We start from the raw sequence: 24245 nt of genomic DNA, 5'->3' as shown, positions 1-24245 counted from the left end.
CTGACTTAAAACGACTGTTGTCTATCGTTTACGTTTTTCTCTTATTGCGATATCCCTGTCTAGCGCTAACCCTTGTCTTTATCTCTAAAAGCCTTATAACTTACTTATAGGTTAATTACTAAAGTCGCTTTATTGAATTTTAATTAATCGCTTTTTGCGTTTAAAAGTAATGCGATGAATAGCGATTATAAGTGAATTAAAAGGGCTTAAAATTTAAAAAATGAGTCCGTGAAGTTATACTGTTGATGATTTATTAAACACACCTTGCGTCAAGTGCGTACAAGACCGTTTACTCCCATTGCGCAAGCTAACTTAGAGGAAGAGACTGTGTTACAAGACTACCGCAATCACGTTGAAGAACGTGCCGCTCAAAATATTCCACCAAAACCACTTAATACTGAACAGGTAGCAGCCCTTGTAGATTTATTAAAGAATCCGCCAGAGGGTGAAGGTGAATTCCTTTTAGAACTGATTTCAGAACGCGTACCGCCTGGGGTTGATGAAGCGGCTTACGTTAAAGCGGGTTTTTTAAGTGCAATCGCTAAAGGCGAAGACAGCTGTGAGCTTATCTCTAAAGAAAAAGCCGTTGAGTTATTAGGTAATATGCATGGTGGCTATAACATTGCCACCTTAGTTGAGCTACTTGATGACGAGGCGCTTGCGCCGTTGGCGGCCAAAGAGCTAAAACACACCCTTTTAATGTTTGATGCTTATCACGATGTGGAAGAAAAGCACAAGGCGGGTAATGAGTACGCCACTGACATCATTAAATCTTGGGCGGAAGGTGAATGGTTTACGTCGCGTAAGTTAATGGACGACAAAATCACTTATACCGTATTTAAGGTGACCGGTGAAACCAATACTGATGATTTGTCGCCAGCCCCGGACGCATGGTCTCGCCCAGATATTCCTCTGCACGCCCTAGCCGCTTATAAAATGCCCCGCGAAGGTCTAGAGCCAGAAGAGCCAGGTGTTAAAGGCCCAATGGCGCAGATAGAAGAAGTCAAAAGTAAGGGGTATCCCGTAGCGTTTGTCGGTGATGTAGTTGGAACTGGCTCGTCACGCAAGTCGGCAACTAACTCTGTATTGTGGTTCTTTGGTGAAGACTTACCGGGTGTGCCTAATAAACGAGGCGGTGGTGTGTGCATTGGTTCAAAAGTCGCGCCTATCTTCTTCAACACAATGGAAGACGCCGGTGCGTTGGTGTTTGAAGCTGATGTAGACAAAATGAACATGGGTGATGTGATAGACATCTACCCGTTTGAAGGAAAAATCACCAACCACGAAACTGGTGAACTTCTCGCTGAATACAGCTATAAGTCGAAAGTGATTCTAGATGAAGTGCGCGCAGGTGGGCGTATCAACCTGATTATTGGTCGTGGTCTTACCGAGAAAGCGCGTGAGACATTAGGCTTAGGCCCGACGGACTTATTCAGAAAACCTGAACAACCAAAAGACAGCGGTGCGGGATTCTCGCTTGCCCAAAAAATGGTGGGTAAGGCGTGTGGTGTTGAAGGTATTCGTCCAGGCACCTACTGCGAACCTAAAATGACTACCGTGGGTTCACAAGATACTACAGGCCCTATGACTCGCGATGAGCTCAAAGATCTAGCTTGTCTTGGCTTTACTGCCGATTTAACCATGCAATCATTCTGTCACACTGCCGCTTATCCAAAGCCGGTGGATATAGAAACGCAGCACACGCTACCTGATTTTATAATGAATCGCGGTGGTGTATCGCTTCGTCCTGGCGACGGCATTATTCACAGCTGGTTAAACCGCATGCTGCTGCCTGACACAGTAGGCACGGGTGGTGACTCCCATACCCGCTTCCCATTAGGTATTTCATTCCCTGCAGGTTCAGGTCTGGTCGCGTTCGCTGCCGCTACTGGCGTTATGCCGCTAGATATGCCCGAGTCGGTACTAGTGCGATTCAAGGGTGAAATGCAGCCGGGCATTACGCTACGCGACCTAGTACACGCCATTCCGCTGTACGCCATTAAACAAGGCTTATTAACGGTCGAGAAAAAAGGCAAGATCAATGCCTTCTCTGGCCGTATTCTTGAAATCGAAGGGCTAGAAAACCTCACCGTAGAGCAGGCGTTCGAGCTGTCCGACGCGTCGGCGGAGCGTTCAGCAGCAGGTTGTACTATCAATCTATCTGAAGCGTCGATTGCTGAATACCTGCGTTCAAACATTACCATGCTTCGCTGGATGATTAACGAAGGTTATGGTGACCCTCGTACGCTAGAGCGTCGAGCGCAAAAAATGGAAGAATGGTTAGCTAACCCAGAGTTGATGCGCGCCGATGCAGACGCTGAATACGCTGAGGTTATCGAAATCGATCTTAACGAAATTAAAGAGCCAATTGTGTGCTGCCCTAACGATCCTGACGATGCGAAAACCTTATCTGACGTTGCAGGTGACAAGGTAGACGAGGTCTTCATTGGTTCATGTATGACAAACATTGGTCACTTCCGCGCAGCCGGTAAGCTACTTGAGCAGTACAACAAAACACTGCCCACCCGTTTATGGATGTCGCCACCGACTAAGATGGACAAAGCCCAGTTAATGGAAGAGGGCTATTACAACATTTATGGTCGCGTAGGCGTACGTACAGAAATGCCCGGCTGCTCACTGTGTATGGGTAACCAAGCAAGGGTGGATGCGGGAACAACCGTACTTTCAACGTCTACTCGTAACTTCCCTAACCGCTTGGGCGATGGGGCGAACGTATATTTGACCTCAGCAGAGCTTGCCGCGGTGGGTGCCATTGTTGGGCGCATTCCAACTGCTGAAGAGTACATGGAATACGCCAGCAAAATTAATGCAATGTCGGGTGAAGTATTCCGTTACTTAAACTTCGACAAAATGCCTAGCTTTAAGAAGGCTGAAGAAGAAGCGAAAGCGCGCATTATTCCAACATTGAATGTTGCTTAAAATAGTGTATAAACTACAAAGCCGGTGACCGTAATGGTGACCGGCTTTTTTATGGCGAAAAGGAATGTCTAATGGGAAAATCTTTCTTTATTGTTGCTGCACTTGTATTAACCTTAGGGTGTGCAAAAGCGCAGGTTGACCCTGTATCGTCGCTGAACTCAGTGGACTTCGAATCCATTACGCTGGAGATTGGCGGCAAGCACTATGAAGTTGAGTATGCCAAAACCTTTGAACAACGCGCGCAGGGCCTTATGTTTCGCAAAGCCTTGTGCGAAGACTGCGGTATGTTTTTTAAGTTTTCTAGCCCAAAATTTGCGGGCATGTGGATGAAAAATACCTTTGTTCCTCTAGACGTGGCATTTATCGACAGAAAAGGCGTAATAACGGATATAAAACCTCTCACTCCGCATAGCTTGGAGTCGGTCGGATCATCGAAAGAGGTACTTTACGCGTTGGAAATGAACCAAGGGTGGTTTGCCGAGAATAACATAAAAGTAGGCGACCAAATAACGATTGATTAACCGCGCAGATCGCGCGGTTGCCGCTAGCGAAATGCTAGTTTTATTCTGGAGTTAAATATAGTGACAAATGCCTTATCGATAGCTAAGTTCGGTGGAACTAGCGTTGCGAATTACGAAGTAATGCAGAACTGCGCCCGAATTGTTGCCGGTAATGACAAAACGCGCATTGTAGTAGTGAGTGCTGCGGCGGGTGTAACTAATCACCTGGTAAGCCTAGCGCACACACCTATGACGCAACAGCAAATTGAAGAGACCTGTCAGGCTATCATCAATATCGAGCTGGCCATTCTAAACAAGTTGAAAGACAAAGATGTTATTGAGCCAAAGCTCAACGACTTGTTAGATGAAATGCGAAGCTTAGCGTTTCACGAAGAGATCCTTCACCGTGATGATTTGAAAGATCAACTGCTTTCAATGGGCGAGCGAATGTCATCGCTAATGTTCTCTTCCGTGCTTGCAGAGCAGGGCGTAAAAACCATGAACTTTGACGTACGTAAGGTGTTACGTACGGACAGTGAGTTTGGTGAAGGCGCGCCACAAATCGAAGAAATCGAAAAGCTATCTAAACAATTGCTTGCGCCTGAAATTGAAAATGCAATTGTGGTTACTCAAGGTTTTGTCGGCGCTGATGAAGAAGGCCGTACCACAACATTAGGTCGCGGTGGCTCAGATTTTACCGCAGCGCTACTAGCCGAAGCGCTAGACGCTGAATCCTGTGAAATTTGGACTGACGTAACTGGTGTGTATACAACCGACCCGCGTATTACTGCGGCTGCACACCCATTACCTGAGCTTAGCTTTGAAGAAGCGGCGGAAATGGCCACCTTTGGTGCCAAGGTACTACATCCTGCCACTATGGAGCCTGCACTTCGCAAGGACATAAAGGTGTTTGTAGGCTCTAGTAAGGAGCCAGAAAAGGGTGGTACTTGGATTGTGCGTGATTGTGAGCACGAACCACCGTATCGCGCTATTACTCGCCGTAAAGAGCAGGTAATGGTGACAGTGAAAACACCGAAGATGATGTATGCGCAAGGCTTCCTACAGCAGGTTTTTGCCATCATCGCTAAGCACAAGCTAAGTGTTGATTTGGTAACCACGTCAGAAATCTCGGTATCGTTTACTCTTGATAACCCAGCCAACTCGGTGGCCCAGCGTTTGAATAAAGAGACCATTGCTGAACTTGAAACCATCTGTGATGTGAAAGTGGAAAAAGGCTATGACCTTGTCACCGTTGTAGGTAACAACATGCAAACCGCTGTGGGTGTTTCAAGTAAGATTTTTGCTGCGGTTTCAGACTTCAACCTGCGCATGATTTGTTTTGGTGCCAACCCGCACAACCTATCGTTCTTGGTTAACGAGACCGACAGTGACGACGTGGTTCGCAAGCTTCACACGGCGTTATTTGAATAAGCACCTACTGTGCTGAATGACCCCAAAAAACGGTCGCCTTAAAGGCGGCCGTTTTTATTTCACATCAGTTTGTAGATGATTTCAAAATGTCGACCGGTACAATGATTTCGTGACGTTTATTCCACGGTAGGGTGAAAGGCGAGTCGTAGCCCATATAGCTAGGTTCACCATCAAGCTCAATATTATTGTCCCTAAGGGCTTTAAGCAGTTTATTCGTATACTGCTTCTTATCGCTGTCCTTGTTGAAACCTGAATAACGAATAGCGGCTACCGTTCTCGCTGGTACAGTAACCAGCGATACATCTTTGTGCGTAGGCACAGGAGCGCTTTTAATGTCATATTTGCTGGGCAAGAAAAACATCATTGTTTCTGAAGATAAGACTTCGACAGGAGAGGTCATTGCAATTTCTTGAGAGCGCTTTCCAACTTCTACGGGGGACGTCATTGACACATTGCTACTGGATGTATTCTCACCAGAGATATAATTAAAGAGTAGCTGAAATGCTCCGTTATCTTCATTCCCACTAGACATTACGCCTAACGCTTCATTGTAATGCCTCACTTCAATATCTTCATCAAGGGTCTCGATAATGGAATAGGGAAGGGTTTCTGTATCTTTGTAATATGATGGCTCAGCCTGGATCATTGTTGACACCAATAAAGTAGTAATGAAAAGAGGCAAGCGAAAACGGGAAAATATCATTCTTTTTTAGTGGTTTGTTACGAATAGTCCTTATACGAATTAAAGCCGATTAATGCTCAGTTGAACGGTTCTAAAGTAACTATCTATGCATTCCTAAAGTGTGCCAGATTAATTGTTAGACACAAAAAAGGGGCTAAAAGCCCCTTCTTAAAACAGGTTTGTAAAAAGCGTTACACTTTAAACTGTCTAATAGACTGCTGTAACTCTTCAGCAAGTCGAGCCACTTCATGACTAGACTCAGACGTTTGCTGTGCACCAGCTGTCGTCTCTTCGGCTATACCTACAATAGTTTCAAGCTTTTCACTGATTTCTTGCGATACCGTATTCTGTTCACGTGCAGACTGCTCAATTTGAGAGCTCACGTCATGGGCTTTGTGAACTGCGTCTGAAATGATATCCAGTGCCTGTGTAGCCTTCTCAGTTTGCGCCACACAAGCTGCCGTTTGCTCTTTACCCTGATTCATCACTGCTACCGCTTTTTCAGCACCAGCCTGAAGTACTTCAATCATGGCATTGATTTCTTGTGTCGACTCTTGAGTACGGCTTGCAAGCGTTCTCACTTCGTCGGCAACTACCGCAAAGCCTCGACCTTGTTCCCCAGCGCGGGCAGCCTCAATGGCAGCATTCAATGCTAACAGGTTGGTTTGATCTGCAACACCGCGAATAACATCCAAGATGCCACCAATACTTGCGCTGTCTTGGTGAAGCTTATTAATAACATCAGCCGCTTCTTGAACGTCACGAGATAAGATCTCAATGGTGTTCTTATTTTCTAGTGAGATTTGGCGCACGTTCTCAGCCTCAGCATCCGCATGGCGAATTTGACTTAACGTATCTTCAGCGTTTTGCACAACCAGCTGCGACGTAGAGTGCATTTCTGTGGTTGCTGTTGCTACTTGGCCAATTTGTGATTTCTGATCCTGAATAGAGTGGGTGGTTTGCGCTGTTACCGCAGACGTTTGCTCTGAAGCCGCTGCCAACTGTTCTGCACGAACGTTAATAGCGGTGATAAGTTCCTTAAGATTGCCAATAAGTGTATTACAGTTACGGGCTAAAAGACCAAACTCGTCTTGTGCCGAATCGTCTAGACGGTGAGTAAGATCGCCTGATGAGGCCACTGTAAGAAGTTCATTTACACGGTATAGCGGACGTGTAATAGCGCGAACGGTTACATAGCCAATGAAGGCCGCTACCGCAATAGAGATAATAACTACAACTATGACAAAGGTGTTACCTGTCGCAATGGCACTATTCACCTGGCTTTCTACGTGTGACGCTTTCTTATCCGCTAGGTTAAGCAGGTTTTCCAAAGCCACAACAGCTTGTGCAATATTTGAATCTGATGCATTCAGCGCTTTCTCTGCATCGTTTCTGCGCTCTAGACGATCAACATGAAGCTGAACTACACCATCGTTAGCTTTAATCGCATTGATTGCGTTGTTAACCAAGTCGTTAATGTCATCAAGCGTGCCAGAGTCATCGCGACCACCTGCGGTTTGCATCATATCGCTTAACTGTGTCACTACTTTTTCAACAACCAGATCAACTTCGTTACCTAGTGTCTGCGAGCGAAGTAGTGTTTCGGTCTTAATGTATTCGTTAGAAACGGTTAATAATGAAAGCAATGACGTCTCAAGTTGGCCACCAATCTCAGCTGCACGTCGTAAGTTAGGGTCGCGCTGAACGGCGTCTAAGTCTGAGAAGTCCAGAAGGTACGTTGATGCATCGTCTGCGTTGTCTTCAGCGTCACCCAGTCTGTCTTGAATCGTGTTGCGAATATCAAGATACATTTGATGATTTTTATACATCGCCTCAACATTAGTGATATACGCTTCATAGGACTCTCGTACAGTGTTAAGCGTATTCTTGAGTTCCTGCTGGTTATCGACGGCTTGGGCAAGTTTCTTATACTCACTTTCAAAGTTATCTTTGGCTGAGTTAAAAGACGATCTTTTGTCTTTTAAGCCATTTAGATCTTCTTCGATGTAACTTTCAAAGGTAAGGCGGCCCATATTGAGGAAGCTTGCTTTGAGTGCATTACTACCTGCTACCGTGGGTAGAGCAACGTCATTAACTTCTTCCGTTGCTGAGCCAATTGAGTTGAGGTTATAAAGTGAAACAACACTAATGACGATCAGAAGTGCGCTAATCGCTACAAATCCCCCGATTACGCGTGTGGCTACCGTTATTTTCATCGGAACTCCTGGATGAGTGTTTTTTATTTTTATCCCTAACGATATTACCCGTCTCAGCAAACAAAATATAGCCATTAAACAAGCTACTTTGCTCTATTTCTGAACAGATAATTAAGACTTCATCGTTACTATCGTAAGTAATTGTATCGGCTACAGTGACTTAATGTTTATTTTATTTCGCACCTAAGTGTATAAACTTCAACTGGTAGTACCAGTTAGAGTGAAATTCTAAGGTCTGTAACCGCTTTATTAGGATAGCTCATGCGCTCGTTGAGCGTTATTTTACGCACTAACGCTCACAAGCGAAGAAGCATTGAGGTTTAGCAGCGTCATACTTTGACCCCACACATACCCTGTATCCAATCCTATAAACTGGGGGTTATTAGTTTGACCGGACAGAGCAGCCCAGTGTCCAAACACCACGCGTTGGTTTTGGTTTAGCTGTGTATTCTCTACATCGAACCACGGCTTTAAAGTACTACTAGTACTGTGTGAAACTGCGCTGGGGTGTGACTTATTGTCAAAATCGAGAGTGCCATCGGTATGAACAAAGCGCATGCGTGTACAGGCATTTACAATAAAACGCAGTCGCTCCTTGCCTTTAAGTTCACTCGACCAGTTACTTGGCTTATTCCCGTACATTTCTGAAAGAAAAGCTGCGTAATTGTCGGATTTTAGGATGTTGCTAACTTCGTCACTAAGTGAAACACACTCATCTATAGACCATTTAGGGTAAAGCCCCGCGTGCACCATTACTGACTGCTCGTCTAACTTCATTGCCAGCGGAAACTGGCGAAGCCAGTCAATGAGTTCAGTCAGTTCTGCGGCATTGAGTAGAGGCTCTAACTTGTCTGATTTTTTGGCTTTACGGATACCGTTAACAACAGCAAGCAGGTGAAGATCGTGGTTACCTAGAACACTGTTGAAGTTGTTACCAAGAGACTTTAAAAAACGCAGCGTACTTAACGAGTCCTCTCCTCGCGCGACCAAGTCTCCCACCGCGAGTAGCTTATCTTTTGATTCGTCGAATTTCACTTTATCTAGCGCTCGACGAAGGCCATCGTAGCAGCCTTGTATATCGCCGATGACGTACGTATTACCTTGCGACATAGACACCTTAATGAAGAATACTTGGAATGGCTAAACGAAAAACGTTAATAGGAACGCGAAAGCGCTCACCGCCTTCCATTTCCATCACGTAGTAGCCTTCCATATTCCCAACGGGTGTGTCAATGACAGCACCACTGGTATAGTCAAAGTGCTCGCCTGCTTTCATGATAGGCTGCTTACCTACAACACCATCACCTTCTACTTCTGACGTCTTGCCGTTTGCATCAGTGATTTTCCAATAGCGGCTGAGTAGCTGTACCGTATGGTCGCTATTGTTCTCAATCGTGATGTGGTACGCGAAGGCAAACTGCTTTGAATCTGAAGGGAGGTGGTCAGGAAGGTGGCGGGTTTTCACCCGCACCTTAATATCAAGTACATCCATAGAGAACTTACTGCTCTTGTTGGTGCTCTTTTGCCGATACGGCATTAGCGATCGTGGCAAAATCATTAAGTGATAGCACTTCCGCACGAGAGGTTGGGTCAATACCTAAATCTCGGATCTCTTCCTCACTCAAACTGTCTTTTAGCGAGTTGCGAATGGTTTTTCTGCGCTGATTGAATGCTTGTGCGCAAACGCGCTCAAGGGTATTTACCGACTCAACGTCTACAGGAGGAGTCCGATGAGGTACGAGCTTCACTACCGCAGAATCTACCTTCGGTGGTGGCTTAAACGCGCCTGGCGGAACATTCAACACTGGAATGACGTGGCAGTAATACTGGGCCATAACCGAAAGTCTGCCGTAGTTTTTCGAACCCGGCCCCGCGGCTAAACGATTTACTACCTCTTTTTGAAGCATGAAATGCATGTCTTCAATGCAGTGAGCGTGGTCAAAAAGATGGAACATCAGCGGCGTTGAAATGTTGTAGGGCAAGTTACCAAACACGCGCAGCTTCTTGTCTTTTATCGGCATCTCTTTCGAAAGGGCGCCAAAGTCCATGGTCATTGCATCTTGTTCAATAACCGTTAGCTTATCGCCATTAAACGGATGATGTCGTAATCGCTTGGCAAGATCTCTATCTAGCTCAATGACTGTCAGTGCGTCGACTTCTTCACAAACAGGGTCTGTTAGCGCACCTAAACCTGGCCCAATTTCTACCAGGTTTTGTTCATTTTTCGGCGCGATGGCTGCAACAATCTTGCCTATCACATAGTCGTCGTGAAGGAAGTTTTGACCGAATCGCTTTCTGGCCGTATGGCCTAAATGTGTTTTACTCATTGTTGATGATGTGCAAGCTCGATGGCTTTTTCCAATGCTTTTCTGAAACTACCGGCGTCGGCTTCACCAGTTCCTGCTAAATCTAACGCAGTACCGTGATCTACCGAGGTACGAACGAAGGGTAACCCTAGCGTGATATTCACTGACGCCCCAAAACCCTTATATTTTAGCACGGGTAAGCCTTGGTCGTGATACATAGCGAGTACCACATCAGCGTTTTCTAAGTATTTGGGCTGAAATATTGTGTCAGCAGGCAGAGGACCTGTGATCTTTAAGCCTTCTTCTCTAAGCTCGTTAAGCGCGGGAATGATAGTGTGGATTTCTTCAGTACCAATATGACCGTCCTCACCCGCGTGAGGGTTCAAACCACATACGTAGATATGAGGTTCTTTAACGCCAAACTTCAATTTAAGGTCGGTGTTGATGATATGAATGACCTTATGAAGACGTTCTCGAGTGATAGCCTTCGCCACATATTCAAGGGGAATATGTGTGGTAGCAAGTGCCACATTAAGGCCTTCAGTTGCCAATAACATAACCACATCAATGGTATTGGACTGATAGGCAAAAAATTCAGTGTGGCCGCTAAATGAAACGCCCGCTTTGTTAATAATGCCTTTGTGCACGGGGCCGGTGACTACAGCGTCGAAGTCGCCATCCATATTAGCCTGACACGCCTGGCGCAGGGTTTCGACCACATATAACCCGTTTTCGCTATCGAGCTCGCCCGGCGTAACATCAACGGATTTATCTATCTGCTTTATAAACAACGAACCCGCATCTTGAATTTGCGGGTTAGTGGCATCGTAATCGATTAGCGTTAAAGGCAACCCCAAGGTGCTTGCTCGCGCCCTGAGCATGTCGCCATCGGCAAACACGACAAGCTGTGCTTGCCATGTTTCTTGGGCCAGTTTGATTATCAAATCTGGCCCGATACCTGCCGGTTCTCCCGGCGTTATTGCTATTTTAATTGGTGTGCTCATGAATAACTTATAATTACGATTCGACAACTTCTACGTAAGCGGCATCGCGCATCTCACGTAACCAGTTTTCTGTCTCTTCTGCAAATTTACGGTTGAAGATCAGCTGATAAGCTTTGTCTTCTTTACGCTTGTCAGTGGCATCGTCAATGCGACGGTCGATAAGCTGGATTAAGTGCCAGCCGTGCACGGTGCGTACAGGCTCGCTGAACTCGCCCGGCTCAAGCTGTGCAAGTGCATCTTTAAATTCAGGCACGTAAACACTCGGATCTGACCAACCTAATTCACCACCGCGAAGGGCTGAGCCAGGATCTTCCGAATGCTCTTTGGCTAACTCTGCGAAGTCAGCGTCGCCGTTTTTCACTTCCTCTTTGAAGCGGTTAAGCATGGCTTTTGCTTTGTCTTCACTAAGAATGATCGACGGCTTAACAAGAATGTGACGAGACTTAACCTCTTCCACGGTGACTTTCTCTATACCGCGAGTATCTAGCACTTTTAGTATGTGAAAACCCGCACCGCTTCGAATTGGGCCAACCAGTGTATCTTTTTCTTTGTTTTGAATAGCTTCAGCAAAAAGAGTAGGCATGGCGTTAATATTTAACCAGCCCATGTCACCACCTTCTAGTGCTTCATTACCCGACGAAGATGCAATAGCAATTTTAGCAAAGTCAGAGCCAGACTCTAAAAGCGAAATTACTTTATCAGCGCGATCGCGCGCAGCTTGAATATCTTCATCTGTTGGTTCTGGTGGGAAACCAATTAGAATGTGGCCTAAGCGGTACTCTGCTTGCTCAGCACCTTGTTGCTCCATTAGGTCAACTAAGGTATCGATTTCTTGTGGCGTAATATAGACGCGACGACGTACGTTGGCACGGCGAACTTCACCCATGATAACTTCTTCGCGAATGTCTTCGCGATAATCGTCATAGGCTATACCTTCTGCTGCTAACTGAGTACGAAGCTCTTCTATGCTCGCATTTTGGTTAGCGGCAATGTTGCTAATGGTTTGCTCTAGCTGTGGGTCGCTGATACGAATACCCATACGCTCTGCCATTTGTAGTTGAAGGCTTTTTGAGATTAAGCGCTCAATAGCCTGTGTACGAAGCGCACGGTCTGACGGTAACTGTTGATTATTCGCTTCTGCGTTGCGTTTAACGTCTTGTATTAGCGCATCGATTTCGCTTTCAAGTATTACGCCTTGGTCAACAATCACAGCAACGCGGTCTAGCATGACCTCTTGCGCAATACTGTTAAACGAGAGTAGGGCACCTAACATCAATGCACGGATAATGAACTTCATACACACTCTTTTATTATTGGTTGATTGCATTTAAGCGCGTTTGAGCGCTCAACTGCGGGTTAATTTAAACTATAAGGCTGACGATAGCCAAACATACCGTCTTGAAGCATGCTTCTTTGAGTACCAGATGACCCAATGCCTTTGAAAATAAATTGTAGCGATATACCAGAGTCGAAATCGTCTGTGGTCTGTTCGCCGCTAGCGTTATAACGGTTATTTAGACTACGCTGTGCGACTAGTCGCACTGCCCAACAGCATGATTCGTACTGAATACCTGCGTAGGTTTCCACACTTCTATTGCGTTCAAGATCACGGTAGGTACGACCAACCCATTGCCAATTTTCAGAAATAGGCCAGCTTGCCGAAATACCAATTTGATCTATGGTTTCACCACTGAGATCGCGAACATAGCGATGACTTAATTGAATAAAGCGCGCATCATCTTGGCGGTATTCAATACCTACACTACTTAAGTCAACTTTGTCTGTGTCAGTGGTCACTTGCACATCAGAATGGAAGAACCAGTTTTTATTAAAGCGCCAGTCAACTTCAGCGGCGAGCGCTGAACGATCTTGATTCTTGGTTGCCGCTATGACCTTATTATCTTCAAGATAGAATATCTGACCCACGCTAAGAACAAATTGTTCCCGATTGTTTTTATCCAACATGCGTGTGGTCGCGCCAAGGGTGATTTGGTTATTGTCACTTATTCTATCTAAGCCAGTGAATTCCTGACCTCTAAACAACCCCTCAACGTCAGTTAGTAGTGGGGTCGAGTCATAGAATCCAATAGCAGTTTGGTCTTCATAAGATGTATAAAGATATTGCACTTTGGGCTCTAAGGTCATCGACATATCATCGCTGAACCACGACGTATCTCGTTCGAAATAAAGTGCCCCGTATAGACGGGCTTGACCCAGCGTTCGCTCTACATCTTCTTTTAAATTAGTACCTTCAACGTTGTCTTGTTGATAAACCGTCTGAAACAGTGTGGTTTCAGCCACGAGTTCACCCCATGCAGCGCGAAGCGGCACCGCTAGAGTAGGCGCAACGTGGAAACGGGTAGCCGTAGGTGCGGTATCCAGAGTGTTGTCAAAATGCGCAACCTCTGAGTCGAGGTTAAACTCTAAATATTCACCTAGGGCTTTGTTGTAGTTAATTTTGATTTCAGGAACGGCGCGATAACTATCTGCTGTATTGCCTAGTACTTCAAAGTCTTTTATCTGCATGCTCACGGATAAATTTTGAGAGTAGTAACTCAAGCCTACGCTACGATAAAGATGGGTGTCAGCCCGACTGTAATAGTCAGAACCCAAATCAACTAAATAGTTGTCATCACTTAACCCGTTGAAATCGACGTTGAGCAGCCAATCGTCAGCAATCAGCCCTTGATGTTCTAAGCGGTAAAAGTACCGATCAGGATTATCAGTGATATCTGAGTCGCTCGGCAAGTATTCAACATAAGCCTTACCCTGACTGCGCTCTGTTAAATAACGGAACTCAGTGTTTAGCTGCACACCGCGAAGGGTCATCAATCGCGGCGATATCGTCATGTCGTAATTAGGGGCAATGTTCCAGTAAAAAGGCTGCGTGTAGTCAACACCAGTTCTGCTTGAACTGGTTAGCTCTGGAAACAATAAGCCAGTTTGACGTTCGTTGCTTACAGGGAATGCAAAATACGGAAGATAAAACACCGGAACGTCGGCAATATAGAAGCGGGTGTGTTTGGCTTGACCCCAAACGGTCCCTTTTTCCAGACTTATTTCACTGGCACGTATCAGCCAATCTTCGTCACCTTCTGGACACGTGGTGAAGCTTACCTCTTTAAGCACTATACCTGTGTCAGTGTCTAAGACGATATCTTTTGCCGCCCCTTGGCCTACAAAACCCGTCAGTTGATAGCGGGTATTTTGCATCTCTAAACGCTCTTCTTCTGAACGAAGCGTTACTGCGTCGCTTTCTACTTTTAACTGCGCGTCTTGATAAGTTACGTCACCTTTTGCAATAAGGTCTCTGCCATTACCGTTAACTTGTGCTTGTGATGCACTGATCACCGCGGTGTCTGAAGTAATATCAACGTTTCCCGAAAATAAGGCGACGGTATTTTGAATTATTTCTGTTCGGTTGGCTTCAACTTTTACATGGCCTTTAGGCATTAATGCCTGGCTACTGAAAGTAACAGGTTCGACTGAGCAGAATGCAAGAGGCGCTGCATCTGACACTGATTTAGAATTTGAAACTGTCGTTTCCTGTGCAAACGCGACCGTAGGCAAAAGAGTCGCGGAAACAAGCATGGCGCAGGTGTTTTTCATGCGTTAATGGGCGGCCTGTTTTGTTGTATGTTGCTTTTAAACCCAAGTAAGACGGCAACCGTCCCGGTTAGTTCGACATAACGTTTAAAAAAACAGTGATTATGCACATTATTTCTTGGCAAAGAGATAATGTGGCGTTCACTCGCTATTACAATTTATATAAGCGCTCAATTCTAAGCACTTCTGGCACAATTACCAACCATTCAGACAAAAAAATGCACTTTTAAATACATTACTTATCAAACAGCGAACAAATAAAGGAGTGAAACTTGATTTTAAGTCACTCTGACCAAAAGTTTAACGTCTGGGGCGGCGTGAATGTTAACGTGCAATTTGTTGGTATTTCATAAGTCTTTTAATCGTCAAACGGTTCTGTAGCCCTAGTTAATTAATGTAAGCATTTGATATGATGATGTACTTATCGCGCTGAGCACGGCGTGTACTAATAACTGCACCATCGACTTTTTTGCAGTGCACTAATGGAGTATGACGCGATGTCAATTTGGGGAAAAATCCTCGGCGCCTTGTTCGGCTTTATGTTTCTTAAAATTCCTGGAGCGATCCTTGGGCTATTGGTCGGGCATTTTTTTGATAAAGCCTACCGACAGGATTTCAATCAACTAGGTGGTTTTGGCCGCTTTTTTACTGATCAGGATAACGTAAAGCAACAGGCAATTTTCTTTCACAGCCTATTTAGTGCGCTAGGTCACCTTGCCAAGTCAGATGGCAAAGTAACAGATCGAGAAATTCAAATAGCCACAGCGTTGATGGATGAAATGCGTCTGACAGGCGATGCTCGTCGTGAAGCGCAAGATGCATTTAGAGAAGGCAAAGCGCGGGACTTTCCATTAGTTGATACCTTAAAAGGTTTCTACGACGCCAGCCACGGTAGACGGGATATACTTCAAGTGTTCTTAGAGATCCTTATACAAGCCGCGTTCGCCGACGGTCAGCTTTCACAAGAAGAGTACAATGTACTTGAAAAAGTAGCGAAACCACTGGGCTTCAGGCGCCGTGATTTGGACTATCTTATTTCGATGTACGAAGCTGAGATTCGCTTCAGGCAGCGCTCTACATCCGGCTCAGGGCAACGCACTCATTCAGGTCAACGTCAGCACAGCCAATCAGCTTATTCAGAGCAGCAAAGTTTAGATGATGCCTACCGCATATTAGGTGTGGCGGCATCTGACGATGAAAAGACAATAAAGCGCGCCTACAGAAAGCGCATGTCTGAGCATCACCCAGATAAACTGGTGTCTAAGGGGCTACCTGAGCAGGCGATGGAAATTGCAAAAAAGAAAGCGCAAGATATTCAATCAGCCTACGAACTGATTAAGCAAAAGCGTGGCTTTTAAATGGCAAAAACTGAACGTGAGTTAACTTATGTGCCTGCGGCGAGTCAGGCGCATATCGATGGTTTTATCGAAATGCTATGGCTTGAGAAAGGACTGTCAGATCATACTCAACAAAGCTATCGCACCGACCTCACTAAGCTTGCTATCTTCAGCAACAATCAAGGCGTAAAAGATATTGCTGTGCTGACTACTGAACAGCTTCAGGATTATTTAGCCTATCGCCACGACCAAGGGATCTCTACGCGCAGCACCCAACGGGCGCTCAGTGCAATTCGGGCCTTTTTCGTCTTCCTAATCAGTAAGCAAGTACGTGTAGACAGCCCGGTGTCCGCGCTTTCAAACCCTAAAACGCCCAAAGCTTTGCCTTCTTCACTCAGTGAGCAACAAGTTGAAGATTTGCTGAATGCGCCTCTTACCGACGACCCTATTGAGTGTAGGGATAAGAGTATGCTTGAAGTGCTTTACGCAACCGGCCTTCGTGTGAGTGAGCTTATTGGGTTAACAATGGATCAAATAAGCCTTCAGCAAGGCGTGGTTAGGGTTGTGGGTAAAGGGAATAAAGAGCGCTTAGTGCCCCTTGGTGAAGATGCAATAGAATGGTTGCTGACCTATATCAAAACAGCACGACCAATACTCGCCAGTAAAGCCTCTGATGTGGTTTTTCTAAGCAAGCGCGGACAGAAAATGACGCGCCAAACATTTTGGCATCGCATTAAATACTATGCGGTGAAAGCGGGAATTGAGCAGCACCTTTCCCCCCACACATTGCGCCATGCCTTTGCGACACACCTTTTGAATCACGGTGCTGATTTACGTGTCGTACAAATGCTGTTGGGCCACAGCGACTTATCGACGACTCAAATTTATACTCACGTAGCGACAGAGCGTCTGCAAACGCTAATTCACAGTCATCACCCGCGAGGCTAAATGACTTAAAAGCCTTAAATTATAATGCTACAAATTGTGTACTGCATACGATGAGGTTAAGTGCGGGCATGTATAAAATAGTGCGGTCTATGTTAGGATACATGGAGTATATTTATATAAAAATGACTACCCTCACATTTTATTAAGTACACCAAGTTGCATGTTGCTGTAGCAAGGGTAAAAATCTGGTGGTAGACAGACAATTTGCATGGTAAATGCAATTTTTTGTTAGGTTTGGTGGTCTGACATAATAAGTGTGAAAATTTTCAGCGGTTGCCGTTTGCCATGGGGCACATAGTCGAGCAATCGCATTCTACGCCAATAAGCGAGAATGAGCTTAAATGGCATAATGGAGAGTTTTAGTGAAAGCAGTAAAGAAAGTATTGTTAGCCAGTGTAGTTGCGGCGGGATCATTATTAGGTCTTAGCGCGCAGGCAGCTGACGAAGCCGCTATCCGCAACAAGTTATCGTCAATGTTAGGGTTGGATGTAGAAACCATTGCCGACTCTCCAGTATCTGGCTTGGTCCAAGTATCTACAAACCGCGGCTTATTTTATGTTAGTGAAAACGGGCAGTATCTGCTTCAGGCCCGCGTGTTTAACATTGATGAAGAAATGCGTAACGAAACAGAGCTGGCGCTTTCAGGGCTGCGCAAAGAAGGCGTAAAAGAGATGGAATCATCGTCTATTACGTTTAAGGCCAAAAACGAAAAGCATGAGATAAGCGTATTTACCGATATTACGTGTGGTTACTGCCGTAAATTTCACAACGAGATTGATGAACTCAACGATGCAGGCATTACCGTACACTACCTCGCGTTCCCACGTTCTGGGCTAAACAGTGAAAACTACAACGACATGGTATCTGTTTGGTGTGCTAAAGACCCGCAAAAAGCGTTAACTAAAGCCAAAGCAGGTAACGACGTGGCTAGCGCAAGCTGTAAAAACAAAGTGGCAGAGCAGTACATGTTAGGTCAAAAATTAGGGGTGAACGGCACGCCAAATATCGTATTGCCAGACGGTTCACTTATTCCTGGTTATCAGCCAGCTGCGCTTCTTGCAAAAGCATTAGAGGAAGTTGAGTAGCCATTTAGTCCCTAACGTTAAATATGAAAAAAACGCACGCTCTGTGCGTTTTTTTGTTTTCTGCGGTATGATTCGTTCCCATATTTTCTAGCGTTTTTCGTATCGTTTTGCTTTACAGTTCACTCGGGCGTTTACTTGGAATCTGCACTAATTATCCAGTGTCCCGACTCCATTTTTTTATTTAGAGCCTGTTTGAACTGGCATCGACAACTGCATTTACAGTATTGGTTTAGTGGTATCTATGATTTTGCCTATTGTTCGCCGCGAAGTTTCCGGCCCCTCGTTAAGTTCAGATTTACACCCTGTTATTGATAGAATTTATCGCGGTCGTAATATTGCGAATATGGATGACTTAGAGAATGGCCTAAAAGGTCTTACTCACTTCAACGTATTAAAAGGGATGCCGCAGGCGGCGCAAATTCTCGCCAATGCTGTAGTGCAAAATAAACGTATTATTATTGTCGGCGATTTTGATGCTGATGGGGCAACCAGTACATCTGTATGTATATTGGCGCTTCGAGCCATGGGCTATCACAACGTTGATTTTCTTGTGCCTAACCGCTTTGACTTCGGTTACGGGCTTAGCGTGCCTATCGTGGATGAAGCTGCCAAACAGGGGGCAGAGGTTATTGTCACAGTGGACAATGGCATATCCTGTATTGACGGTGTAACCCACGCAAAGTCGTTGGGAATGCAGGTTGTTGTTACCGATCACCATTTGCCAGGCGATGTTCTACCTCCTGCTGATGCGATAGTAAATCCTAACCAACCTGGCTGCGAATTCCCGTCTAAGAATTTGGCTGGGGTAGGCGTTGCCTTTTATATCATGCTTGCACTTAAAGCCGAGCTACAGCAGCAAGGACATTTTGAAAAAGCGGGGTTAGCACCACCAAACCTAGCGTCGCTACTTGATATTGTTGCTGTTGGTACCGTGGCCGATGTAGTGGTGCTGGATAAAAACAACCGAATTTTAGTTCATCAAGGCCTTCAGCGGATTCGGGCGGGTAAGTGTCGACCTGGCATCAAAGCCTTGGTTGAAGTGGCAAACCGAGATTGCGCTCACTTAACCTCAACTGATTTAGGCTTCGTGGTTGGGCCAAGGCTTAATGCCGCGGGTCGATTAGACGACATGTCTCAAGGTATTGCGTGCTTATTAGAAGATGAAACCATTCAAGCGCGAATGATTGCCGCCGAACTCGATGCGCTTAATAAAGAACGCCGTGAAATTGAAACTGGCATGAAAGCGCAAGCGGAAAGCGTGCTAGAGCAAATGGCACTGGATGAAGGCGATATGCCAAGCGCACTGGTGGTTTATCGCGAAGACTTCCATCAAGGGGTTATTGGTATTGTGGCAGGGCGTTTGAAAGAGAAGTATCTTAAGCCTGTTATCGCTTTTGCCCATCAAGACGACGAGATCATTAAAGGTTCGGCGCGCTCGATTCCTGGCGTGCACATTCGCGATGTACTTGATGAAGTCAATACACGCTACCCGGGCGTTATCGAAAAATTTGGTGGGCATGCCATGGCCGCTGGATTGAGCTTGCCCGTAGCTAAACTTCAAGACTTCGAGCGGGCTTTTGTTGATATTGCGCGTGCGCATATGGAAAAGCTTGATGGTAATCATGCCTTACTTTCCGACGGGGACTTGTCGTCGGAAGAGCTGTGTTTACCCTTTGCGCATTTATTGCGTCAAGCAGGTCCGTTTGGACAGGGCTTTGAATCACCACTATTCGATGGTGAATTTGCATTACTTGACCAGCGCTTAGTTGGCCAAAAGCACTTAAAAATGGTGTTAAAAAGTGACGGCGCTAACGAGGTTGATGCTATTGCGTTTAACGTTGATTTAAAATCATGGCCGAATGCCATGGTTAAACGTGTGCATATTGCCTATCGACTTGATATCAATGTGTTTCGCGGTCAGGAAACCGTGCAACTTATTGTCGAGCAAATAGAAGCGCGTTAGCAGCAGCGAGTTCACACGCAGGCGATGGCAATAAGCCTAGCAAGCAATAAGTGTATGCAGTGGAAAAGGGGCAAGGGTGAAAAGCGAAAGACAGAAGCTGGTGGAAAAGCATAGTCAGCTGAATCAAACCGACAATGCTAAAGTGATTTCTCACGTTCAGCGGGAAGAGAAAGACAGCGACTGGGTACGCCACACCATTATGCTAGAAGGTATTGATGTTCCTTTTATCTACCGGCGCAAACAGCAATACCAAAGCTTAAAAGGCGCGCGGGTGAACGTAACCTATTATCGCCACGTTGAAGAGGTAGCTGGCATTGAGTTTGAAACCATGAAAGTGGTACGGATTAAACGCAGCTAATATTAACACTGCCACCGGCACCCCTTCGAGAACAACTAACACAGTGAGCAACAATGAATAATGAATGGTTAAATGCCTATGTATTGCATAGACGCCCTTACAGGGAGACCAGCTATATTGTTGACTTTTTTACCCTGGAAGAAGGGCGTGTTAGTGCAGTGGCGAAAGGGGTGAAGAACAGTAAATCAGACAAGAAAAGTCTGCTCCAACCTTTTCAACATCTCCGTTTACAGCTAAGCGGAAAATCGGAGTTAAAAAACTTACGTCACGTAGAAAGTGTCGCGCCCTCTATCAACCTTGTTGGGACAGCGTTGTTTTGCGCCATGTATGTTAATGAGCTAACCAATCGCGTTATGCCGGCAGGGCTTGCCAGTGATGGCGTTCACAGCGCTTATGAAAATGCGCTGCTGTCTCTTCGCGATGAGAGCGACATAGAGGTGACCTTACGTCAGTTCGAATTTGCACTGCTTGATGAAATGGGGCTGTTGCCTGATTTCACCACTGATGTCGAATACGAAATGCCCATAGAGGAAACTGGCAGCTATCATTTTCATATAGATGCAGGTTTTGTGAGACTGCCTGACGATATGGCTGGTCTCCGCGGTATGCGAGGATTTCCTGGACAAGCGCTGCTTAGTTTGTCACAAGGGGAGTTTACGCCGCTCAGCAAAAAAGTGGCAAAGGTGCTTTGTCGCGACCTACTTAAACCGCTAATTGGTGACAAGCCACTAAAAAGCCGGGAACTCTTTATGCCAAAGCCCCGTTAGTGGGTTTTTACCTAGTCCTTAAATGATCACATTTACAAGCGCTTAGTTTTTGGTAAAGCGTATTAACTACCCTAAAACTAGTCTAAATGCCTTAAATTATTTTCTCTTAACTCAAACGCTTAATAAGCACGTTCTACAAAAAAATTTGCTACAATTGCGACTTTCCTCAGAAGGGTATTTTTACCCTTAAAGTAACGTATTAAACACGAAGAGCAGGCCTCTTCTATCGCTCTTACAGGTTAGGTGGTGAAATGAGCACGATTCTATTAGGCGTTAACATCGACCATATCGCAACGCTACGCAATGCGCGCGGCACGCATTACCCAGATCCCGTGCATGCTGCGGATATCGCCGAGCGCGCAGGCGCAGACGGCATTACGGTTCATTTACGTGAAGACCGCCGCCATATTAAAGACCGAGATGTACGCATTTTAGCGCAGACCATTAATACCCGTCTAAATCTGGAAATGGCGGTAACCGAAGAAATGCTGGCAATTGCAGAAGAAGTAAAGCCTGTTTTTTGCTGCTTAGTACCAGAAAAGCGCGAAGAGCTGACTACCGAAGGTGGTCTTGATGTGGCAGGGAATTTTGACAACATCAAGGCGGCGTGTGAGCGACTCGCTAATGCAAACATTTTGGTGTCGTTATTTATTGATGCAGACAAAGCGCAAATTGACGCGGCCGCAGCATGCAACGCCCCTTACATTGAAATTCATACGGGCCAATACGCAGAAGCCACTAGCGAAGAAGAGCAGCACAAAGAGCTAGCGCGTTTAGTTGAAGGTATTGAGTACGCCGATAGTTTAGGGCTTAAAGTGAATGCGGGTCACGGCTTGCACTATCACAATGTTAAGCCTATCGCGGCTATCCCTCAGCTAATTGAGCTTAATATTGGTCACGCTATCATTGCCCGTGCTGCCTTCGATGGCCTTCACACGGCAGTGGCGGATATGCGAAAGCTTATGCTTGAAGCGCGAGCGGGCATTTAACCTTAAATACAAAAGGGTGTAGATAACGTGGCGATTGCAGGGCTAGGTACTGACATTGTAGAGATAGCGCGTCTTGGTAAGGGCGACGGTGCTAATGAGCGTTTGGCCAAGCGAGTACTTACGCCTGCCGAGTGGCAGCAATTTAGTGAGCACAGTACGCCAGTACGTTTTTTGGCCAAACGTTTTGCCGCCAAAGAGGCGGCGGTGAAAGCCTTAGGTACTGGGATTGGAAACGGGATAAGCTGGCAGCATATAGAAGTGCGAAATAATCACCTAGGTGCGCCAGAACTTCACTTCACTGGCGAGTTTGCTGCTTTGTGTGAAACCCGAAGCATTACTCGAAGTGTGGTCAGTATCTCAGATGAACAACATTACGCCGTCGCAACCGTTATACTGGAATCAGAATAGGCCAATAAGTTAAAAACTAAAGTAGCTGTCTTACGCACACGCTAATCATTGGCTTACTACACTGTAATTATGCAATTACGCGCTTTTTGAGCAAAGCTTGATGAGCCAAACTCGTTAGATCTAGCTTATTGAAGTTGTCCTATCGACATTAAGTCGGCGAAATCTGTTTGAGTAGCGCGTACAAGAATCTCTACTAACATCAAACCACGTTAAGCAAGTAACCGGAGTCACACTTGGCAAACCTTTTTAAACAATCTCGCAGTAAGCAAAAAAGTAAAACGTCTCTTACTGAACGTGGCGCTTCAAAAAAGGGGAATGCCAGAGCCAACGCGCAGGTCGCAGGACTTCGATTTGGGAAAAGCAAAAATGCAGCGGATACCAGTGAAAGTCAAAAGCCTAACACGGTCACCATTGAAGATTTAGACTGGATGGGCAATGGCGTAGTGCGCGGCAATCCGATGGTATTTGTTGAAGGTGCCCTCGTAGGAGAAACCTGCGACATAGAGGTGGTATCTAGCAAAAAGAAAGTCATTAATGCCAAGGCGACAAATATTCATTTGCCAAGTGATGAAAGACAAGCGCCTTTTTGCCCTGTGTTTGATGTATGTGGTGGGTGTCAGCTACAGCACATAAAGCCCGACGCTGCCCTTGTGCAACGTGACCGTGCTCTTAGAGTGATGATGGAACGTCATCTCGCGATGAAGCCAAACGTTTGGCAAGCACCTTTAGCAGGGCCGCGCCCTCAATATCGCAGAAAAGCAAGGCTGGCTATAGATGCCCGCAACCCCAATCAAATTAAGTTGGGCTTCCGTGAAGCAAATAGCAGTAACGTTATCAATGTAGAAACCTGCCCAATACTGGTTGACCCGCTATCTAAACTCATTGGCCCTTTACGGGATGCGCTTTCAGGGTTCGAGTCAGCGCGTCATATTGGGCATATCAGCCTTATTGCTGGCGATAACACCTCGCATCTTGTTATTAAACACACCAAAGCCCTTGAAGCTGAGCTTATTGATGCAGTGAGCGAACTGGTGAACACGAGTTCATCGGTTGGTGACTACGGTATTGAATTAAAGCTTGAAAATAAGCAGGGGCAAATTCGCAGTGTGGGTCGTGGTACTGATATGGTTATGAACACGGTAAATGGCTGCTCAATTTCACCTAGTGCTAACGACTTTATTCAAATTAATAAAGTGGTTAACGAAAAAATGGTTAATCAGGCAATAGGATGGCTAAACCCAAAGCCCAACGAACGTATCGCTGATTGGTTTAGCGGGCTGGGCAATTTTACTTTACCTATTGCTAAGTTAGGTGCAGAGGTTCAGGCGGTAGAAGGCGTGGCAGAGATGGTGCGCCGCGCCAAAGACAATGCACAGCAACAGGGCATTGAAAAAGTAGAGTGGCTGCATTTGGATTTGGCCGATAAGACCAACGTCGAGGCTTCATTACAGCAGGGCTTTGATAAGGTATTGCTAGACCCTTCAAGAGAAGGGGCGTTGACCGTTTGTCATGCGCTTGTAAAAGCACTACCAAAAACGATAGTGTATGTTTCTTGCAACCCAAGTACGTTTTCTAGAGACGCAAAGGTGTTGATAGACGGAGGTTACGAAATGGAAAAAGCGGGCGTAGCAGAAATGTTCCCCTTCACCCATCACATGGAAATGATGGCCTTGTTTACGCGAAAGCAGCAGTAACGAGTAAAGGA

At 45.7% G+C, this 24245-nt stretch carries 20 protein-coding genes; 12 read left to right on the top strand and 8 right to left on the bottom strand.

What is annotated here, in order from left to right:
* The first annotated feature begins 327 nt into the window (after positions 1 to 327).
* The 3 genes from acnB to lysC all read left to right on the top strand — a co-directional run bounded on the left by acnB (position 328) and on the right by lysC (position 4871).
* Complete coding sequence (gene acnB, locus BGK61_RS03360) at positions 328 to 2940, top strand: bifunctional aconitate hydratase 2/2-methylisocitrate dehydratase (RefSeq protein WP_076026009.1); 2613 nt, start codon at positions 328 to 330, stop codon at positions 2938 to 2940.
* Between the two features lie 71 nt (positions 2941 to 3011).
* Positions 3012 to 3461 (top strand): DUF192 domain-containing protein, encoded by a 450-nt coding sequence (locus BGK61_RS03355; protein WP_014948302.1) that lies wholly within the window; start codon positions 3012 to 3014, stop codon positions 3459 to 3461.
* A 60-nt stretch (positions 3462 to 3521) separates the two neighbouring features.
* On the top strand, positions 3522 to 4871 hold the full coding sequence (gene lysC / locus BGK61_RS03350) for a lysine-sensitive aspartokinase 3 (protein WP_076012424.1): 1350 nt from the start codon (positions 3522 to 3524) through the stop codon (positions 4869 to 4871).
* Positions 4872 to 4935: 64 nt separating this feature from the next.
* Here lysC and BGK61_RS03345 read toward each other — a convergent pair whose 3' ends face one another.
* From BGK61_RS03345 to lptD, 8 genes are all read right to left on the bottom strand, one after another.
* Positions 4936 to 5517: an SOUL family heme-binding protein gene (locus BGK61_RS03345; protein ID WP_076012425.1), complete on the bottom strand. Its 582-nt coding sequence runs from the start codon at positions 5515 to 5517 to the stop codon at positions 4936 to 4938.
* 227 nt (positions 5518 to 5744) lie between these two features.
* Entirely contained in the window at positions 5745 to 7769 is a 2025-nt protein-coding gene (locus tag BGK61_RS03340; RefSeq protein ID WP_076012426.1) for a HAMP domain-containing methyl-accepting chemotaxis protein, read from the bottom strand.
* Between the two features lie 282 nt (positions 7770 to 8051).
* Entirely contained in the window at positions 8052 to 8879 is an 828-nt protein-coding gene (locus BGK61_RS03335; protein WP_076012427.1) for a symmetrical bis(5'-nucleosyl)-tetraphosphatase, read from the bottom strand.
* Positions 8880 to 8886: 7 nt separating this feature from the next.
* The gene (gene apaG / locus BGK61_RS03330) at positions 8887 to 9261 is read right to left on the bottom strand and encodes a Co2+/Mg2+ efflux protein ApaG (RefSeq protein WP_014997351.1); all 375 of its coding nucleotides are present in this window, start codon (positions 9259 to 9261) and stop codon (positions 8887 to 8889) included.
* Positions 9262 to 9268: 7 nt separating this feature from the next.
* Complete coding sequence (gene rsmA / locus BGK61_RS03325; RefSeq protein WP_076012428.1) at positions 9269 to 10096, bottom strand: 16S rRNA (adenine(1518)-N(6)/adenine(1519)-N(6))-dimethyltransferase RsmA; 828 nt, start codon at positions 10094 to 10096, stop codon at positions 9269 to 9271.
* On the bottom strand, positions 10093 to 11079 hold the full coding sequence (pdxA, locus tag BGK61_RS03320) for a 4-hydroxythreonine-4-phosphate dehydrogenase PdxA (RefSeq protein ID WP_076012429.1): 987 nt from the start codon (positions 11077 to 11079) through the stop codon (positions 10093 to 10095). The genes rsmA and pdxA overlap by 4 nt, the downstream gene beginning before the upstream one ends.
* 13 nt (positions 11080 to 11092) lie before the next feature.
* Positions 11093 to 12406 (bottom strand): peptidylprolyl isomerase SurA, encoded by a 1314-nt coding sequence (gene surA / locus BGK61_RS03315; RefSeq protein WP_267889387.1) that lies wholly within the window; start codon positions 12404 to 12406, stop codon positions 11093 to 11095.
* Positions 12407 to 12435: 29 nt separating this feature from the next.
* Entirely contained in the window at positions 12436 to 14688 is a 2253-nt protein-coding gene (lptD, locus tag BGK61_RS03310) for an LPS assembly protein LptD (protein WP_014997355.1), read from the bottom strand.
* 494 nt (positions 14689 to 15182) lie between these two features.
* Between lptD and djlA the strand changes: the two genes are divergently transcribed.
* The 9 genes from djlA (at position 15183) to rlmD (ending at position 24234) form a co-directional block, all read left to right on the top strand.
* The gene (gene djlA, locus BGK61_RS03305) at positions 15183 to 16043 is read left to right on the top strand and encodes a co-chaperone DjlA (protein ID WP_014997356.1); all 861 of its coding nucleotides are present in this window, start codon (positions 15183 to 15185) and stop codon (positions 16041 to 16043) included.
* Positions 16044 to 16970 carry a site-specific tyrosine recombinase XerD gene (gene xerD / locus BGK61_RS03300; protein WP_076012431.1) on the top strand — a complete coding sequence of 309 codons (927 nt, stop codon included), beginning with the start codon at positions 16044 to 16046 and terminating at the stop codon, positions 16968 to 16970.
* A gap of 362 nt (positions 16971 to 17332) precedes the next feature.
* On the top strand, positions 17333 to 18055 hold the full coding sequence (gene dsbC / locus BGK61_RS03295) for a bifunctional protein-disulfide isomerase/oxidoreductase DsbC (RefSeq protein WP_014997358.1): 723 nt from the start codon (positions 17333 to 17335) through the stop codon (positions 18053 to 18055).
* 241 nt (positions 18056 to 18296) lie between these two features.
* A complete protein-coding gene (gene recJ, locus BGK61_RS03290) occupies positions 18297 to 20018 on the top strand; it encodes a single-stranded-DNA-specific exonuclease RecJ (protein ID WP_014997359.1) in 1722 nt (573 codons plus the stop codon).
* Between the two features lie 76 nt (positions 20019 to 20094).
* The gene (locus BGK61_RS03285) at positions 20095 to 20376 is read left to right on the top strand and encodes a hypothetical protein (RefSeq protein WP_014997360.1); all 282 of its coding nucleotides are present in this window, start codon (positions 20095 to 20097) and stop codon (positions 20374 to 20376) included.
* A 53-nt stretch (positions 20377 to 20429) separates the two neighbouring features.
* Positions 20430 to 21143, top strand: a complete 714-nt coding sequence (gene recO / locus BGK61_RS03280; protein ID WP_076012432.1) for a DNA repair protein RecO — start codon at positions 20430 to 20432, stop codon at positions 21141 to 21143.
* A gap of 251 nt (positions 21144 to 21394) precedes the next feature.
* Entirely contained in the window at positions 21395 to 22132 is a 738-nt protein-coding gene (pdxJ, locus tag BGK61_RS03275; protein ID WP_014997362.1) for a pyridoxine 5'-phosphate synthase, read from the top strand.
* Positions 22133 to 22159: 27 nt separating this feature from the next.
* Positions 22160 to 22540, top strand: coding sequence for a holo-ACP synthase (gene acpS, locus BGK61_RS03270; protein WP_014997363.1), 381 nt, complete (start codon positions 22160 to 22162; stop codon positions 22538 to 22540).
* Between the two features lie 233 nt (positions 22541 to 22773).
* Positions 22774 to 24234, top strand: a complete 1461-nt coding sequence (rlmD, locus tag BGK61_RS03265) for a 23S rRNA (uracil(1939)-C(5))-methyltransferase RlmD (RefSeq protein WP_076012143.1) — start codon at positions 22774 to 22776, stop codon at positions 24232 to 24234.
* Positions 24235 to 24245: the final 11 nt, after the last annotated feature.

It is taken from the genome of Alteromonas abrolhosensis, from assembly GCF_001953635.1.
GTDB classification, from domain to species: Bacteria; Pseudomonadota; Gammaproteobacteria; order Enterobacterales; family Alteromonadaceae; genus Alteromonas; species Alteromonas abrolhosensis.
Note: the sequence above shows the minus strand (reverse complement) of the source record. Positions and strands in the feature narration are given on the sequence as shown.